The 15511-nt window shown below is 73.5% G+C and carries 12 protein-coding genes; 2 read left to right on the plus strand and 10 right to left on the minus strand.

Translation table 11 applies throughout. The annotated features are described in order from the left end of the window. Positions 1–35 precede the first annotated feature (35 nt). From HJG45_RS16840 to HJG45_RS16855, 4 genes are all read right to left on the minus strand, one after another. Positions 36–992 (minus strand): TAXI family TRAP transporter solute-binding subunit, encoded by a 957-nt coding sequence (locus HJG45_RS16840; protein WP_254452584.1) that lies wholly within the window; start codon positions 990–992, stop codon positions 36–38. Further along, positions 989–2485 carry a hypothetical protein gene (locus tag HJG45_RS16845; RefSeq protein ID WP_171613270.1) on the minus strand — a complete coding sequence of 499 codons (1497 nt, stop codon included), beginning with the start codon at positions 2483–2485 and terminating at the stop codon, positions 989–991. Before HJG45_RS16845 ends, HJG45_RS16840 begins: the two co-directional genes overlap by 4 nt. A gap of 134 nt (positions 2486–2619) precedes the next feature. Beyond that, a complete protein-coding gene (locus HJG45_RS16850) occupies positions 2620–3453 on the minus strand; it encodes a hypothetical protein (RefSeq protein ID WP_171613271.1) in 834 nt (277 codons plus the stop codon). Between the two features lie 37 nt (positions 3454–3490). After that, positions 3491–4486 carry an MBL fold metallo-hydrolase gene (locus HJG45_RS16855; protein ID WP_171613272.1) on the minus strand — a complete coding sequence of 332 codons (996 nt, stop codon included), beginning with the start codon at positions 4484–4486 and terminating at the stop codon, positions 3491–3493. Between the two features lie 149 nt (positions 4487–4635). On the opposite strand from HJG45_RS16855, the gene HJG45_RS16860 reads away from it, so the two are divergent. Next, the gene (locus HJG45_RS16860) at positions 4636–6171 is read left to right on the plus strand and encodes an AMP-binding protein (RefSeq protein WP_171613273.1); all 1536 of its coding nucleotides are present in this window, start codon (positions 4636–4638) and stop codon (positions 6169–6171) included. A gap of 42 nt (positions 6172–6213) precedes the next feature. Here the strand turns inward: HJG45_RS16860 and HJG45_RS16865 are convergent, their stop codons facing one another. The 4 genes from HJG45_RS16865 to HJG45_RS16880 all read right to left on the minus strand — a co-directional run bounded on the left by HJG45_RS16865 (position 6214) and on the right by HJG45_RS16880 (position 10061). Further along, positions 6214–7188 (minus strand): tripartite tricarboxylate transporter substrate binding protein, encoded by a 975-nt coding sequence (locus HJG45_RS16865; protein ID WP_171613274.1) that lies wholly within the window; start codon positions 7186–7188, stop codon positions 6214–6216. 2 nt (positions 7189–7190) lie between these two features. Beyond that, a complete protein-coding gene (locus HJG45_RS16870) occupies positions 7191–8363 on the minus strand; it encodes an acyl-CoA dehydrogenase family protein (RefSeq protein ID WP_171613275.1) in 1173 nt (390 codons plus the stop codon). Between the two features lie 37 nt (positions 8364–8400). Next, positions 8401–9540 carry a CaiB/BaiF CoA-transferase family protein gene (locus HJG45_RS16875; protein WP_171613276.1) on the minus strand — a complete coding sequence of 380 codons (1140 nt, stop codon included), beginning with the start codon at positions 9538–9540 and terminating at the stop codon, positions 8401–8403. A 95-nt stretch (positions 9541–9635) separates the two neighbouring features. Beyond that, on the minus strand, positions 9636–10061 hold the full coding sequence (locus HJG45_RS16880; protein WP_171613277.1) for a general stress protein: 426 nt from the start codon (positions 10059–10061) through the stop codon (positions 9636–9638). A 689-nt stretch (positions 10062–10750) separates the two neighbouring features. On the opposite strand from HJG45_RS16880, the gene HJG45_RS16885 reads away from it, so the two are divergent. After that, on the plus strand, positions 10751–14026 hold the full coding sequence (locus HJG45_RS16885; RefSeq protein ID WP_171613278.1) for an AAA family ATPase: 3276 nt from the start codon (positions 10751–10753) through the stop codon (positions 14024–14026). A gap of 160 nt (positions 14027–14186) precedes the next feature. Here HJG45_RS16885 and HJG45_RS16890 read toward each other — a convergent pair whose 3' ends face one another. Next, a complete protein-coding gene (locus HJG45_RS16890; RefSeq protein ID WP_171613279.1) occupies positions 14187–14699 on the minus strand; it encodes a hypothetical protein in 513 nt (170 codons plus the stop codon). Positions 14700–14768: 69 nt separating this feature from the next. Next, the gene (locus HJG45_RS16895; protein WP_171613280.1) at positions 14769–15473 is read right to left on the minus strand and encodes a 2OG-Fe(II) oxygenase; all 705 of its coding nucleotides are present in this window, start codon (positions 15471–15473) and stop codon (positions 14769–14771) included. Positions 15474–15511: the final 38 nt, after the last annotated feature.

Below are 15511 nucleotides of genomic sequence, written 5' to 3' on the forward strand. Positions count from 1 at the left end.
GGCGCCGGGTTGCGATGGGCGTTCCGGCGCCCGCCTCAGCGCCCGGAGGGGGTGAAGCGCACCCAGCCCGGCACCTGCGCAGCGAGGTTCACCTCGCGCCATTTCGGATGCCGGGGCGGCTGCAGGAAGGCGGGGAATTTGCCGGTGAAAGCCTCGACGAAGCGCGCCACCTTACGGTGCCGCTCATGCCCGGCCGGCCAGGCATAAACCGCCATCACCGCCCCGACCGCGATGGTCTCGACCGTCGCGCCTTCCGGCACCAGCGCCGGATAGTCGGTATGGCGGAATTCCGCCGGCAGATAGGTCTCGAGCAGCGCCGGCGAGGCCGGCAGCGGCAGCAGCTTCAGCCCGGCATCGCCGGGGATGCCGTTGAACAGCCGCGCCGGCTTACCGGCGACATAGACCAGCGCCGCGATGTCGCCCCGGCGCAGCTTCTCGAGCGCGGTGTCCTGCGGGTCGTTGCGCGCCTCGACCGGCACGCCGAGCGCGCTGAAGAGCAGCGAGGCGGTCATCGCCGTGCCGCTGCCGCGGACATCGACATTGACCGGCTTGCCAGCGAGCTCCTCCACCTTGCCGATCTCCGGCCGCGCCAGGACATGCACCTCCTCGTCATAGAGCTTGGCGATGTACTGGATCAGGCTGTCGACGCCCGGCAGCAGCCGCTCGCGCCGCGCATAGGCGAGGACGTCGGACTGGACGATGCCGATATCGACGCCGCGCAGCACCAGGATGTCGGCGATGTTCTGCAGCGAGCCCTTGCCGAGGATCGGCAGCACCCGCAGCGTCTCGCCATCGTCCAGCACCGCGGCGAGGTCGGCGGCGATGCGGATGTAGGTGCCGTCCGGCCCGCCGGAGATGATGCCGACCGTGCCGGCATTGGCCCGCGCGGCGAGGGCGGTCAGCGAGGCGGCGGCCCCCTGCGCCGCGGCCGCCCCGGGGAGCAGGCCCGCGAGGGCGCTGCCGAGCAGCAGGCCGCGACGCGGCAGGCTCATCGCCGCGCCTCCGCCGCCAGCGCATCGGCGCGCCGGTACCAGGCGGCCGCGGCGGTCGGATCGGGCCGAATGCCGCGCGCGCCGAGGCCGGCGAGCACCACCGGGTCATGCGTGCGCCCGGCGGCGCGGGCGCCCTCGGCGCTGCCCTCCTCCGCGGCGCGCTCGTAGAAGCGGCGGGCGCCCGAGACGTCGCCGAGGGCGAGCAGCGCATCGCCGCGGCGAAGCAGCGCGCCCAGCCGCGCCTGATCGACGGCGGTCCGCGCCGCCGGCAGACTGGCCGCCACCGGAGCCGCGACGACGGCAACCACCGGGGCCACCGTTGGGGCCGCCACGGGAACCGCCGTCGGGGCGACGACGGGCTGAATCGCCGCGGCCGGCGACCCGCCCGCCGCCATGGCCGGCGCCGCATCCGCCCCGGCTTCGAAGCTCGCATCACCGCCCGGCGCCTCGGCCTGCGCGTCGTGCGGCAGGACGGCCGGCGCCACGGCATCGGAGGCGGCGGGCGCCGCCTCGTCACCGGCCAGCATGGGCGGGGCGGCCTCCCCCGTCGCTACCGCGGCGAGGCGCTGCGGCTCGACCGGCGCCGCCGGCAGCAGGGGCGGCGTCAGGGCGACGAATTCCTGCAGCGCCGCGGGCGGCGCGCCGATCACCGCCACCAGCCCCGGCAGGGCGGCGTCCGGCGCCAGGGCGAGCGCCGGCAGATCGCGCAGCACCACCGGGGCCGCGGGTGCCCCGGGGGCGCCGGGGAGTGCGGGCGGCGCCGAGGCGAGCACCGGCGGCCCGGGCGGCGGCAGCGGCGAGGCGTCCACCGCCTCGGCCTCCTCCGGCGCGGCCGCCTCCTCGGTTGCGGCGGCGGCCGGATCCGGGGTGGTGCGCTGCAGGGCAGCCGGCCGCAGCATGGCCTGCGCCGAGGGCGAGACCATGCCGGCGAGGCGGAGGGTGGCCGGCCCCGCGCCGAGCGGGCGGTCGAGCGCCGCTTCCGGAACCGCCTCGGCGGCGGGTTCCGCGACATCCGGCGCCGCCAGCTGATGCACCAGCAGGGCGCCGATCAGGCTGCTCGCCAGGGCCAGGCCGCCGAAGCGGAGCAGCGTGGAGCGGGCCCGACCGGGCGGCGGCGGCGCCGCGTCCTCGCCGGGCGTGGCCTGCAACGCGCTCTGCGCCGCCTCCAGCCACTCGCCGTGGCCCGGCAGGTCGAGCGGCGGCTGCGCCTCGAAGCCGCTGGCGAGCAGCATCGGCAGGCTCAGCATGGCGCCGCGCGGCAGGCTCGCATGCACCACCGGCAGATGGCCGGGAAAGTCGGCGCGGAACCGCGACTGGGCCAGGCAGCGCTCGAGCCGCGCCGGCGCGTCCGGGGTCCAGCGGGGTGGCGCTTCCAGCAGGACGACGCCGCGCGCCGGGTGCAGCAGCACGGCATCGATGGTCACGGGCTGCACGCCGTCGTTGAGTAGTGCTTCAGGAAGAACCACCCATTCGGGGTCAAGGCTGAAAGACAAGGGTACCGGATCCGGCACGGTGACAATATTGGCAAGCGGGGGGGCAATGTTCGGCACGGCGGCGGCCTCTCGAACCGTCGGGGCCGTCAGTATAAATGCTGCGGCTGGGACACTGTTCCGGTCACTTTTCAACCCTAAGCGAGCAGCCGCCGCAAGGACAGTCCGACGGGAACCATCGCGGGGATAAGCGAGCCGGTGAAGGTGCGGAGCGCGTGCAGCACCGCCTCGCGCTGCCCGCCCGGCACCTCCCCGGCGATGGCGAGCGATGGCCGCAGCGCATCGGCCTCCCCCGCCGCCAGATCCAGCGCCGCCTCCTGCCCGGCGGCGATCGCGGCCGGATCGAGCGCGGGGCCGAGCCAGCCCGGCAAGGCGGGCGGGATGCCCGGCCAGTGCGCCAGATGCAAATAGAGGCTCGGCACCACGCCGCTGCCCCCATGCCGCGCCGCGAGCCCCCGCACCGCCGCGGCGAGCGCGGGCGGCAGGGTCTCCAGCCGCGGCAGGAGCGGCGGCGCCGGCAGCATGGCCGGCGCGGCGAGGACCGGCGGCGGCGGCGCCGGCCTGGCGGGCGCGCCCTCCAGCGCCCGGCGCAGTGCCGTCAGCAGGATCAGGTTGGTGAGGTTGCCTCGGTTGTAGGTCTCGACCAGCGCGATCAGGGCCGCGCGGCCGGCGGCGTCGATCCCCGCCGCCGCCAGCGCGCCGGGCGGCAGCGGCGCGATGGCGGGCAGCGGCAGGGAGGCGGCCAGCCGCTCCCGTGCCCCGGCGAGCCGCCCGTCCTCGAGCGGCGGCCGGATCGCCGCCCAGACCCAGGGCAGCACCTCCGGCATGGTGGCGAGGTGGCGGTGGATCAGGTTGACCAGCGGCACCCCGCTCGCCCGCCGCAGCGCCGCGTAGAGGGCGGCGATCTCCGGTGGCGCCTCGCCCTCGCGCAGCTCCGCCAGGGCCGGGCCGGCCGTCGCGTCGCCGCTCATGCCCTGGCGGCCCGCGCCGCGCCGGCCCGGACGCGGCTCACAGCGTGGTCACGTTGGGAGCGGCGGGATACCAGCCATAGCCCTCGCCCTCGCGCTTCACATGGCCGAGGCCCGGCCAGGGGAAATGGTAGGAGAGGACCAGAGTCTCGTCCTTCGCCAGCCGGTCGAGCATGCGCGCGCGCGACTGCGCCGAGAGCTTCGGGTCGGAATCGAAGGAGAACTCCCAGAGCGGCTTGCGCAGCAGCAGGATCTGGTGATGCGCGAGGTCGCCGGTGTTCATCACCGTCGTGTTGCCCGAGGTGATGGCGTAGCACATATGGCCGAAGGTATGGCCCGGCGTGGCGATGCCCACCACGCCCGGCACCACCGGTTGCCCGTCCTTCACCATGATCATGCGGTCACGGTAGGCGCCGAGATTCTTGGTGGCGCCGTCGATGAAGGGCCCCATGAAGTCCGGCCCCTTCTTGTTGCCGGGATCGGTCCAGAATTTCAGGTCGGTCTCGCTGACCGCCACCTGGGCGTTGGGGAAATTCCGCTTCCCATCGGCATCGACCAGCGCCCAGCAATGGTCGCAATGCGCATGCGTCAGGATGACGAGGTCGATCTGCTCCGGCTCGATGCCGGCGGCGCGCATGTTGGCCAGCAGCCGCCCGGTGGTCGGGCCGAACATCTTGCTCGCCGCGCCCATGCTCTCGCCCATGCCGGTGTCGAACAGGATGAGCTGCTTGCCGGTGTTCAGGATCAGCGCGTTCTGCTCCAGCGTCGCCGAGCCGGGATCGAGGAAGTTGCCGGTCAGGAGGGCGCGGATCTCCTCCGGCGGCGAGGCCGGGAAGGCCGGCTCCGGCTTGCCGAGCGGCAGGGTGCCGTCGGAGACGATCGTCGCTTCGAACTCGCCGATGCGGAAGCGGTGCCAGGCCGGCGGCAGCGTGTTGCGGAAGGGCGCGGCGGCGCGCGCCGGCAGGCCGGGCAGCAGGGATGCGCCGATGCCGGCCGAGGCCGCGCCGAGCAGGGCGCGGCGGCTGAATGCGGACATGGTGTTCTTCCTCCCCTCGGGTCCCGCCTGGTGGGACCGGGTGCAAGCATGCCACAGCGCCAGCGCCTGTCTGCCTGAAAACGCATCCATGGTCCTGCATTGACGCCTGACGGCCCCGGACGCCACCTTGCGGCAGGAGGAGGAAACGGATGCCGCAGCTTGCCACCTGGGTGGAACGCCAGCCGCAGAAGATCGCCGTGCATTTCCCCGACAGCGGCGACAGCCTGACCTATGCCGCACTCGAGACGCGGGCCCGGCGCGCGGCGCACTGGCTGATCCGGCAGGGACTCGCGGCCGGCGACGGGATCGCGGTGCTGCTCGACAACCGGCCGGAATTCCTCGAGCTCGCCGAGGCGGCGCGGCTGGCCGGGCTGTATTTCACGCCGCTCTCCATCCATCTGCGGCCGCATGAGGTCGCCTATGTGCTGAACGACAGCGGCGCGAAGCTGGTCGTCGCCAGCCCGGAGCTGGCCGGGCTCGCCGCCGCGCTGCTCGCCGAAGGGGCGCTCGGCGACCGGCCGCGCTACGCGGTCGGCGCGGGCATTCCCGGCTACGAGGATTATGAGGCGGCATTGGCGGCGGAGGACCCGCAAGCACCGCTGCCCGAGCGGCCGCTCGGGCGGGAATTCCTCTATTCCTCGGGAACGACGGGCCTGCCCAAGGGCATCCGGCGGCCGATGCTGCCGCATGCCGAGCGCGACGCGCCGATGTGGGACATGACCTGGAAGTCGCTCTACGGATTCGACGAGAGCGTGGTCTATCTCTCGCCGGCGCCGCTCTATCACGCGGCGCCCTTCGGCTATGTCAGCCGGACGCTGCAGGAGGGCGGCACCGCCGTCATCCTGCGCAAGTTCGATCCGGCGCAATGCCTCGCCACGATCGAGAGCCACCGCATCACCCACAGCCAATGGGTGCCGACGATGTTCGTGCGGCTGCTCGCCCTGCCGGAGGAGATCCGACGGCAGCACGACCTCTCCTCGCACCGCGTCGCCATCCATGCCGCGGCGCCCTGCCCGGTGCCGGTGAAGCGGGCGATGATCGAATGGTGGGGACCGATCCTCTACGAATACTATGCCGGCTCCGAGGGCATCGGCACGACGGTGATCGACAGCGAGACCTGGCTGCGCAAGCCGCGCTCCGTCGGCCGGCCGGTGAACGGCGTCAGGGTGCACATCACCGGCGAGGACGGGCAGGAGCTGCCGCCGGGCGAGACCGGGACGATCCGCTTCGAGGGCGGGCCGCGTTTCGCCTACCACAACGCGCCGGACAAGACCGCCGCCTGCTACGACGCGCGCGGCTGGGCGACGCTCGGCGATCTCGGCTGGCTGGACGAGGAGGGATATCTCTTCCTCTCCGACCGGCGGGCGGACCTCATCCTCTCCGGCGGCGTCAACCTCTACCCCGCCGAGATCGAGGCGGTGCTGGCGCAGCATCCGGATGTCGCCGAGGTGGCGGTGGTCGGCATCCCGCATCCGGAGATGGGGGAGCAGGTGCACGCCGTGGTGGTGCCGCGTGAGGGCGTCGCGGAGGATGCCGCCTTCCAGGCCGGGCTGGAGGCCTGGTGCCGCGAGCGGCTGGCGGGGCCGAAGCGGCCGCGGAGCTGGGAGGTGGCGGAGGAACTGCCGCGCAGCGAGGCCGGCAAGCTGCTGCGCCGGCTGCTGAAGGAGCGCTATCTGCCGGGTTGAGAACGCCCCATGACGGCGCGCGGCGACGTCATGGGGACCTCGTCAGCCGGTCTTCAGGCCGAGCCGCTTCACCATCGCCTCCTCGGCATCGATCGTCTCGGCCATGATGCGCGCGTAATCGGTGCTGTTGAGATACTCGACCGGCTGGTCGAGCCGCGCCAGCACCGCCAGATGCGACGGGTCGAACAGCGCCTTGCGGAAACCCTCGTGCAGCACGCCGAGGATGCCGGGATCGAGCCCGGCCGGCGCCACCAGCCCATAGGGCGAGGTGATGACCATGCCCTGATAGCCGAGCTCGAGCAGCGTCGGCACCTCGGGGAAGCGCGGCACCCGTTCGCGGGTCCAGAAATTCAGGAAGCGGAGCTGGCCGTCCACTACCATCTGGGCGCCGCCGGTGCCGGCCGCCTGCGCCTCGATATGGCCGCCGAGCAGCGCCGGATAAGCATCGGATTCGCCGCGGAAGGGGATGTGCTCGACCTCGAGCTTCTCGCGCCCGGCCAGTTCCATCATCGCCAGATGCGGCGTGCCATTGGCGCCGGTATTGCCCCAGCGATGCGTCCCCGGCCGCGTCCTGGCATCGGCGACGAGCTCCTGCCAGGTCTTCCAGGGCGAATCGGCGCGCACCAGCACGCCGAAGGTGTAGCCGGTGAGATGCAGGATCGGCGTGAAGTCGCGCCGCGGGTCGTAGGGCATGCGCTGCATGAAGGGCAGGCGCAGCGCCGGCATCGTCATCTGCGCGACGAGATAGCCATCCGGCTTGGCGCGGGCGACGGCAGCAGCGCCCAGGGTGCTGCCGGCGCCCGGCCGGTTCTCCGTCACCACCGTCTGGCCGAAGGCGCGCGAGGCCGCCTCGGCCAGGGCGCGCATCTGCACATCCGTCGCACCGCCCGGGGTGAAGGGGACGAGCAGCGTGATCGGCCGGTCGGGGAACTGGGTCTGGGCGCGGGCCAGCGCCGGCAGGGCAAGGGCGGACGCCGCGCCGAGTAGCGCGCGGCGGGATGGACCGTGGCGACGCATCCTCACAGCGTGCGCCCGATGATCTCGCGCATGATCTCGCTGCTGCCGCCATAGATGCGACCGACGCGGGCATCGGCCCAGGCGCGGCCGATCTCGTATTCCGCCATGTAGCCGTAGCCGCCATGGATCTGCAGGAAATCGTCGAAGAGCCGGTTCTGCATCTCGGCGCCCATCAGCTTGGCGGTCGCCGCCAGTTCCACCGTCAGCTCGCCGCGCAGGTGCAGCGCCAGGCAGTGATCGGCGAAGACGCGGTACATCGCCGCCTGTGCCTTGGCATCGGCCAGCTTGAAGCGGTTGTGCTGGAAGTCGATGACCGGCTGGCCGAAGGCCTGGCGCTCCTTGGCGTATTGCACCGTCTTCTCGAGCATCACCTCCATCCCCATGGCGGCGCGCACGGCGATCACCAGGCGCTCCTGCGGCAGGTTGCGGATGAGATAGGAGAAGCCCTTGTTCTCCTCGCCGAGCAGGTTCTCGACCGGCACCCGCACATCCTCGAAGAACAGCTCCGAGGTGTCCTGGGCGTGCAGGCCGATCTTTTCCAGGTTGCGGCCCTTGGTGAAGCCGGGCGTGCCGGCGGGCACGCAGATCAGGCTGATGCCCTTGCGGCCCGCCGTCGGGTCGGTCTTGGCGCAGACGATGACGAGATCGGCGAGCTGGCCGTTGCTGATGAAGGTCTTGGAGCCGTTGATGACGTAGTGGTCGCCCTCGCGCTTCGCCGTGGTGCGCATCGCCTTGAGGTCGCTGCCCATGCCCGGCTCGGTCATGGCGATGGCGCCGATGATCTCGCCGCGCGCCATCCCGGGCAGCCATTCGCGCTTCCTCTCGGGCCGCGCCAGGTCCTCGATATAGGGGACGACAATGTCCGAGTGCAGCGGGAAGCCCGGCCCGGTGCAGTTGGTGCGGGCGATCTCCTCGATCACGATGGCGCTGTAGCCGAAATCGGCGCCGGCGCCGCCATGCTCCTCGGCGAGCATCGGGCAGAGGATGCCCGCCTCCCCGGCTTGCCGCCAGAGCTCGCGCGGGACGATGCCGTCGCGCTCCCATTGCCGGTGATGCGGCACGACATGCTTGTCGTAGAAGCGGCGCACCGTATCGCGGAAGGCCTCGTGCTCGGCGGTGAAGACGCTGCGCGGCCCGGTCAGGCGGGCGCCGCCGGCAGCAAGGTTGGTGTCCATCACGTTTCTCCCAGCAGGCAGCCCAACGGGCCTTCGATCAATCGATGGCGCCGGCGGCGCGCAGCGCCGCGATGTCCCCGGCGCCGAGGCCGGCCTCGCGCAGCACCGCCTCGGTATGCGCGCCGCGCAGCGGCGGCGGGCCGGCGATCTCGCCCGGGGTGCGGCTGAAGCGCGGCGCCGGCGAGGGCTGCACGACGCCGTCGCGCAGCGTGAAGGTGCCGCGCGCCACGTTGTGCGGATGCGCCGGCGCCTCCTCCATGTCGAGGATCGGGGCGACGCAGGCATCGGTGCCCGCAAAGAGCCCAGCCCAGTCGTCGCGGGTACGGCTGCGGAAGATGCCGGCCAGCCGCTCCTTCAGCGCCGGCCAGGCGGCGGGCTCCATGCGATCGGGGAAGTCGCGCGCGTCGAGGCCGAGCTTCTCGCAGAGCAGGGCGAAGAATTGCGGCTCGATCGGCCCGACCGAGAGCCAGCGGCCATCGGCGCATTCATAGGTGTCGTACCAGGGCGCCGCGCCGTCGAGCATGTTGGTGCCGCGCTCGTTCCGCCAGCGCCCGCGCGCCTTCATGGCGTAGATCGGCGCCATCAGCAGCGAGGCGCCGTCCACCATGGCGGCGTCCACCACCTGACCCTCGCCGCTGGCCTTGGCGTGCAGCAGCGCCGCGACCACGCCGAGGGCGAGCAGCATGCCGCCGCCGCCGAAATCGCCGACGAGGTTGAGCGGCGGCACCGGCCGTTCGCCCGGCCGGCCGATCGACCAGAGTGCGCCGGTCAGCGCGATGTAGTTCATGTCATGGCCGGCGGACTGCGCCAGCGGCCCCTCCTGCCCCCAGCCGGTCATGCGGCCGAAGACGAGGCGCGGGTTGCGCGCGAGGCAGGGCTCGGGGCCGAGGCCGAGGCGCTCCATCACGCCGGGGCGGAACCCCTCGATCAGCGCATCCGCTCCCTCGATGAGCCGCAGCACCGCGGCGATCGCCTCCGGCGATTTGAGGTCGAGCGCGATGGAGCGGCGGCCGCGATTGACGAAATCCGCCTGCGCGGATGCCGCGCTCTCCTTCGGGCCGCCCCGGCGCTCGATGCGCAGGACCTCGGCGCCGAGATCGGCGAGCACCATGCCGCAGAACGGGCCCGGCCCTATTCCGGCGAATTCCAGGATGCGCAGGCCCTTGAGCGGTCCCATCCGTTCCCTCCGTGTCGGGAGGGAGACTAGATCAGCTTGCCGCCGGGCGGAAATGCCCGCTCCTCTCTATCCGCCCTGGCAACGGCCAGACGGCGTCAGGCCTCTCCGGCCCCTTCCGGCTCGGCCGGTGCCTCGGGCGTCTCGGCGGCCCGCCGGGCACCGCGATGCTGGCCGCCCAACCGCCCCGCCTCACTCGCCTTGGAGCGGTCATTGGCGAAATTCGCCGGGTTGTTCTGGCGTCCCTGATGCATGCCGCCGATATGGCCGGCCTCGCGCGCCTTCGCCGGATCATTGGCGAAATTGGCCGGATTGTTCCGCTTTCCCTGGTGCACGCCACCGAGATGCCCGGCCTCGCGGGCCCGATCGCGGTTGTTGGCGAAATTGCCGGGATTGTTGGCTGCCCCCTGGCGCGAGCCGCCAAGCTGGCCGGCCCGCGACGCCTTCTCGCGGTTGTTGGCAAAGTTACCCGGATTGCTGTTCCGGCTGCCGCCATGCGGCATCTCGCCGCTGGAACCCGCCATGAAGCTGTCCTTCCTGCTGCTCGCTGTCATGCCGGCCGCCGGTGGCGGTCGGCATGGATGCAACGCGTCGGGTGAGGATGGGATGCCTCGGCGCGGCCCGGAACGGCCGAAGATGCGCCGCCGGACCGGTCGCCCGGGCTAAGTTCAGGCCTGCGGCGGCGGCATTTCCCGTGGTCCCGGCGGGTTCTGCGGCGGCAGTTCCGGGCCGGGGGTAGGCGCGGGCGGCAGCGGGCTCGGCCCGGGCGCCGGCGAGGGCGGGCCGGGCGGCATGGGCGGGATTTCGGGTCCCGGGAAGCCAGGTGGCGGCGTCGGATCGGATGGCATGGCGTCGTCCTCTCTCGGGTTGGGCTTCGACAACGCCAGGAGGGTGGCGCCGTTGCCCCTGCCCCCGCCCCTGCCCCCCGCTCCTGTCCTGGGCGCGGGCGGGAGCCCGCGCGAGGGGGCGGCATTCCGCTCGCGGCGCCGCTGTGTGATACTGCGTGACACTGAAACCCGGCGTCATGCGATGCGCCCCCGACCGCGGTTGGCGCAGCGGCCCTCCTTTCAAGGCAGGTGCGGCGATCGCATGTCGGCCCGCGCGGCGGGCCCGCGCAACGGAGGGAAGGCACCGTCGCGTGGCCCCGATGGCGGATTCCAGCGCAGGACCGGGAGCAGGCGGCCCGCATATCGTCTGCGCCGGCTGCGGCGCCGTGCTGCCCGCGACCGCCCGCTTCTGCAGCGAATGCGGGCTGCGGCAGGCCCCCGGCCGGGCGCCGCTCCGCCCCGGCCCGCCCCGCTCGCGCGAGCTGCGGCCGATGACCGTGCTGTTCTGTGACGTGGTCGGCTCGACCAGCCTCGCGGCGAATGCCGATCCCGAGGAATTCACCGAGGCCATCACCCGCTTCTACCGCGCCACCACTCAGGCCGTCGCGGCGCATGGCGGGCATCTCGGCCGCCTCGTCGGCGACGGGGTGCTGGTCTATTTCGGCTATCCGGCGGCGCAGGAGGACGATCCGGAGCGGGCGGTGCGCGCCGCCCTCGACATCCTCGAGGCGGTGGCGGCCCTGCCGGCGCGGGCCGGCCGGCCGCTCGCGGTGCGCATCGGCATCTCGACCGGCCTCGTCGTCGTCGCCGACCTCGCCGATACTGGCGATCCGCGGCATCTCGACGTCTTCGGCGAGACCCCGAACCTGGCGGCGCGGCTGCAGGCGCTGGCGGAGCCGGGCACGGTGCTGGTCTCGGACAGCGTCCGCCGCCTCGTCGGCGCGCTGTTCGAGTTCCGCGATCTCGGCCGGCATCCGATGAAGGGCTGGCCGGAGCCGGTGCAGGCCTGGCAGGCGCTCGGCGTCTCGCGCAGCCCGGACCGCTTCGCCGCCCGCGCCGGCGGGGCGAGCCTGCCGCTGCTCGGCCGCGAGGCGGCGCTGGAGCGGATGCAGACGCTCTGGCGCGAGGCCTGCCGCGGCAGCGGCCGGGTGGTGCTGGTCTCCGGCGAGGCGGGCATCGGCAAGTCGCGGCTGGTGGCGCAGCTGCTGCGGCAGACCGAGAGCCGTATCATCATCCGCTACTTCGCGGCGCCGCACCAGCAGGGCATGCCGCTGCAGCCGGTGCTGCAGCAGCTCGAGCGCGACAGCCGGATCCTCCCCGCCGACCCGCCGGCGACGCGGCTCGACAAGCTGCGCGGCATCCTCTCCGGCCTGCCGCCGGCGGATTTCGCCCTGATCGCCGAGCAGCTCGCCCTCGCTGCGCCGGAGCTCGCCGAGCTGCCGCCGATGCCGCCGCAGCGCCGGCGCGAGCGGCTGCTGCTGGCCCTGGCCGACGGCCTCGCCGCGACCACGCGGTTGCGGCCGGTGCTGATGGTGCTGGAGGACGCGCACTGGACCGACCCGACGACCCGCGAGCTGCTCGCGCTCTGGGTGGAGCGGGTGGCGCATCTGCCCGTGCTCTCGGTGGTCACGGCGCGGCCGGAATTCGCCCCGCCCTGGCTCGCCGCGCCGGGGGTGGAGCGGCTGGCCCTGACGCCGCTGGCCGAGCCCGAGGCGGCCGAGCTGGTGCGCTACGTGGCCCGCGACGTGCCGCTGCCGGCCTCGATCACCCGCGACATCCTGCGCCGGGCCGACGGCGTGCCGCTGTTTCTCGAGGAGCTCACGCGCGCCGTCGTCGAGCAGATCGCCCAGGCAGGAGGAAGTGCGGCAGGAGGAAGTGCGGCGGGGGGTGGGGCGGCCGGCGGCGAGCCGGGCAATGCCCCTGGCCTGGCGCCGCGGCGCGAGAGCGAGCGGGCCAGCGTGCCGGTCTCGCTGCACGCCTCGCTGCTGGCGCGGCTCGACCGGCTGGGCGAGGCGCGGCAGGTCGCCGAGGTCGCCTCCGTCATCGGCCGCGAATTCGACGCGGCGCTGCTCGCCGCCCTGCTCGACCGGCCGGCCGAGGCGCTGGCGCCGATGCTCGCCCGCCTCGTCGAATCGCGGGTGCTGCAGCGGCATCCGGGCGGGCTGCGCTACCGCTTCCGCCACGCGCTGATCCAGGACGCCGCGCTCGGCATGCTGCCGCGTGAGCGCTACCGGTCGCTGCATGCCCGGGTGGCCGACATCATCGAGCGCGACTTCCCGGCCAGCGCGGCGGCGCAGCCGCAGGTCATCGCGCATCACCGGACGGAGGCGACGCAATCCGCGCTCGCCGTCGGCTGGTGGCTGCGCGGCGCGCAGCAGGCTCTGCAGCGCGCCGCCATGGAGGAAGCGCTGGTGCAGCTCCGCCGCGGCATCGCCCTGCTGCGGACATTGCCGGAGGCGGAGGCGCATGACCGGGCGGAGCTTGAGATGCAGCTCCTCGCCGGCAATGCCCTGCTCAGCCTGCGCGGCCACAGCGCGCTGGAGACCGGCGAGGCCTATGACCGCGCCCGGCAGCTCGCCGAGCGGCTGCCCGGCCAGCCGCAGCTGCGCAACGCCATGCACGGCCAGTGGAGCCATTCCTGGATGCGCGGCCGCATGGACCAGGCGGCCGAGCGGGCCGAGGCGCTGCTGGCGCAGGCCGCGGTGCGCGGCTCGGGCGCGGCGCTGGCCACCGCCCACAGCGCCATGGGCCATACCCATTTCCTGCGCGGACGGTTCGCCACCGCCATCGCCAGTCTCGACGAGGCGCTGGCGCAGGATGCGCGGACGGCCGGGGAGCGCAGCGCCGGCCTCGCGGCCCAGGCAACGGTGATCAGCACGCGCTGCTACGCGGCCTGGGCGCGTGCCATCACCGGGCGGCTGCCGGAGGTGCGGCGCGACCTCGCCGCCACGCTGGCCGCGGCCGAGGCCTCCGGCTTCCCCTTCGCCATCGCCTACGGGCACTACGCCATCGGCCGCTTCGACTACGACCGCGGCGACGAGGAGGCCTGCATCACCCGCCTGCGCGGCGCGATCGCGCTCTGCGAGGAGCATGAGGTGCGCTATCTCGACATGGCCGCCAAGGCCATCGTCGGCCTGCTGCTCGGCCGGCGCGGCGAGGTCGAGGAGGGGCTCGCCCTGGTCCGCGAATGCATCGCCTGGAACCGCAGCATGCAGGCGATGACCTTCGTGCCGAGCTTCCTCGGCATGGAGGCGGAGCTGATGTCGATCACCGGCGATACCGGCGGCGCGCTGGCCCGGATGGAGACCGGCTTCGGCCTGCTGGCCGAGAGCGGCGCGGTCTGGGAGGAGGCGGTGCTGCTGCGCCAGCGTGGCGAGATCCGCCGCATGGCGGGGCAGCCGGCCGAGGCCGAGGCGGATCTGCGCGCCGCGCTGCGCGTCGCGGCGGCGCAGGGGGCGCGGCTCTTCGGCCTGCATGCGGCGCAGCCCCTGGCCGAGCTGCTGGCCGCGACGGGCCGGGCGGCGGAGGCCCGCAGCATCCTGCTCGAGGCCCTCGCCCCCTTCGCCGGCGAGACGGAGCCGGTGGTGCGGCGGGCGCGCACCCTGCTCGCCCGCATTCCCGCCCTTGGGCCGCGCGACCCGGCAGGGCCGGGCCTGGGCTGACGCAGCCTGCCGAGCATCGTCGCCCGGTCAGGGGAGTCCGACTGATCGGGACCTGCTCTAGACCACGATCCGCTCACACAGGGTCGCGGATCACGGCCTGGGCCGTTGTTTGATCGCGTGAGTCACGCTTTCCGGTGAGTCCACCTCAAGCGATCACGCTCTAGCCCCGCGCGTCGTGCATCGCCTGCGCCGTCTTGCCCTGCTGCGAGACGCTGCCGATGCGCGCGCCATGGATGGTCGGGCGGACCTTGCGGTTCGGCCGGCTGGACATGCCCGCATCGGCGCTCGCGCCGCTGCCGGGATGGTGCCGCGGCCGCGCCTGGTTTCGCTCGAGCGCCTTGCGCAGCCGCGCGGCGTTGCGGGCGATGCGCACCTCGTTCACCAGCAGGTCGAGACGCGCATTCACCCGCGCCAGGGCCCGGGCATAGACCTGCTTCTTCGCCGCCAGGCGGCGCTCGCTGTTCGCGCCGCCGCCGCCGCCCTTGCCGCGGCGGGCGCGCCGGCGGTCGCGGATCATGTCGCGCGCCCGGTTGCGGCGCTCGCGCAGCCAGCGTGCCAGCGCCTGGACCTCGTCCCGTCCCAGCTCGCCGAGGCGCGGATAGTGGCTGCGCTCGATCGGCTCACGCTCATCCTCCGCCAGTATCCCGTGCTCATGCACGAAGGCGATGCCCATCGGTCCGCTCCCTCCCGTCGTGACCGCTGCCCAGAACAGCGCGGCGGCGCCCGGCGTTCCCCGCGGCGCTCAGCGAGCATCGTGGAAGATGATGCCGAGGGTGAAGCGCTCGCCGCCATGGACCCGGCTGACGCCGTGCCGGAGCATGACCCGGTAGGGGCCGCGGCTGCCCTGCACCGGCCGGTGATGCACGGCGAAGGCGACCCCCTCCCCCTGCCGCAGCCCCACCACCTCGGCGCGGGACTGCATGCGCGGGCGCTGCTCGGTCAGCACGAACTCCCCGCCCGTGAAGTCGCGCCCCGGCTCGCTCAGCAGGATCGCCACCTGCAGCGGGAAGGCGAGCGCGCCGTAGAGGTCCTGGTGCAGGCAATTGTAGTCGCCCGGCCCGTAGCGCAGCAGCAGGGGCGTCGGCTGGCGCTGGCCCGCGGCATGGCATTCGGCGGTGAAGCCGGCGAGGTCCGGCGGGAAGCGCTGCTCCAGGCCGAGCCTCGCCTGCCAGGCATTGGCCAGCGGCACCAGCCGGGCATAGAGCGCCCGGCGCAGCGCCGCGACCGGTGGCGGCAAGGTGGCGAAGTACTTGTACTCGCCGCGGCCGAAGCCGTGCCGGGCCATGACGACGCGGCTGCGGAACCCGGCCTCCTCGCCATACAGCGCGGCGAGGCCGGCGCATTCCGCCGGCGTCAGCAGCGGCCCGGTCGGAGCGGCGCCATGCGCGTCGAGCGCCTCGTGGATGCGCGGCCAGTCGAGGCCGGCGATGCGGGAATCGATGCCCATGCCTTCGCTATGCCGCATGGCGCGGCCCGGCGCCTACC

The sequence above is a fragment of the Roseicella sp. DB1501 genome (assembly GCF_013112485.1).
In the GTDB taxonomy this organism is placed as follows: Bacteria; Pseudomonadota; Alphaproteobacteria; order Acetobacterales; family Acetobacteraceae; genus Paracraurococcus.

Bases quoted from the DNA above. Each gene is read 5' to 3' on its own strand.
- HJG45_RS16860 (WP_171613273.1), top strand. From the start codon at position 4,636: ATGCCGCAGCTTGCCACCTGGGTGGAACGCCAGCCGCAGAAGATCGCC.
- HJG45_RS16890 (WP_171613279.1), bottom strand. From the start codon at position 14,699: ATGGGCATCGCCTTCGTGCATGAGCACGGGATACTGGCGGAGGATGAG.
- HJG45_RS16855 (WP_171613272.1), bottom strand. From the start codon at position 4,486: ATGTCCGCATTCAGCCGCCGCGCCCTGCTCGGCGCGGCCTCGGCCGGC.
- HJG45_RS16840 (WP_254452584.1), bottom strand. From the start codon at position 992: ATGAGCCTGCCGCGTCGCGGCCTGCTGCTCGGCAGCGCCCTCGCGGGC.
- HJG45_RS16880 (WP_171613277.1), bottom strand. From the start codon at position 10,061: ATGGCGGGTTCCAGCGGCGAGATGCCGCATGGCGGCAGCCGGAACAGC.
- HJG45_RS16850 (WP_171613271.1), bottom strand. From the start codon at position 3,453: ATGAGCGGCGACGCGACGGCCGGCCCGGCCCTGGCGGAGCTGCGCGAG.
- HJG45_RS16870 (WP_171613275.1), bottom strand. From the start codon at position 8,363: ATGGACACCAACCTTGCTGCCGGCGGCGCCCGCCTGACCGGGCCGCGC.
- HJG45_RS16895 (WP_171613280.1), bottom strand. From the start codon at position 15,473: ATGGGCATCGATTCCCGCATCGCCGGCCTCGACTGGCCGCGCATCCAC.
- HJG45_RS16875 (WP_171613276.1), bottom strand. From the start codon at position 9,540: ATGGGACCGCTCAAGGGCCTGCGCATCCTGGAATTCGCCGGAATAGGG.
- HJG45_RS16865 (WP_171613274.1), bottom strand. From the start codon at position 7,188: ATGCGTCGCCACGGTCCATCCCGCCGCGCGCTACTCGGCGCGGCGTCC.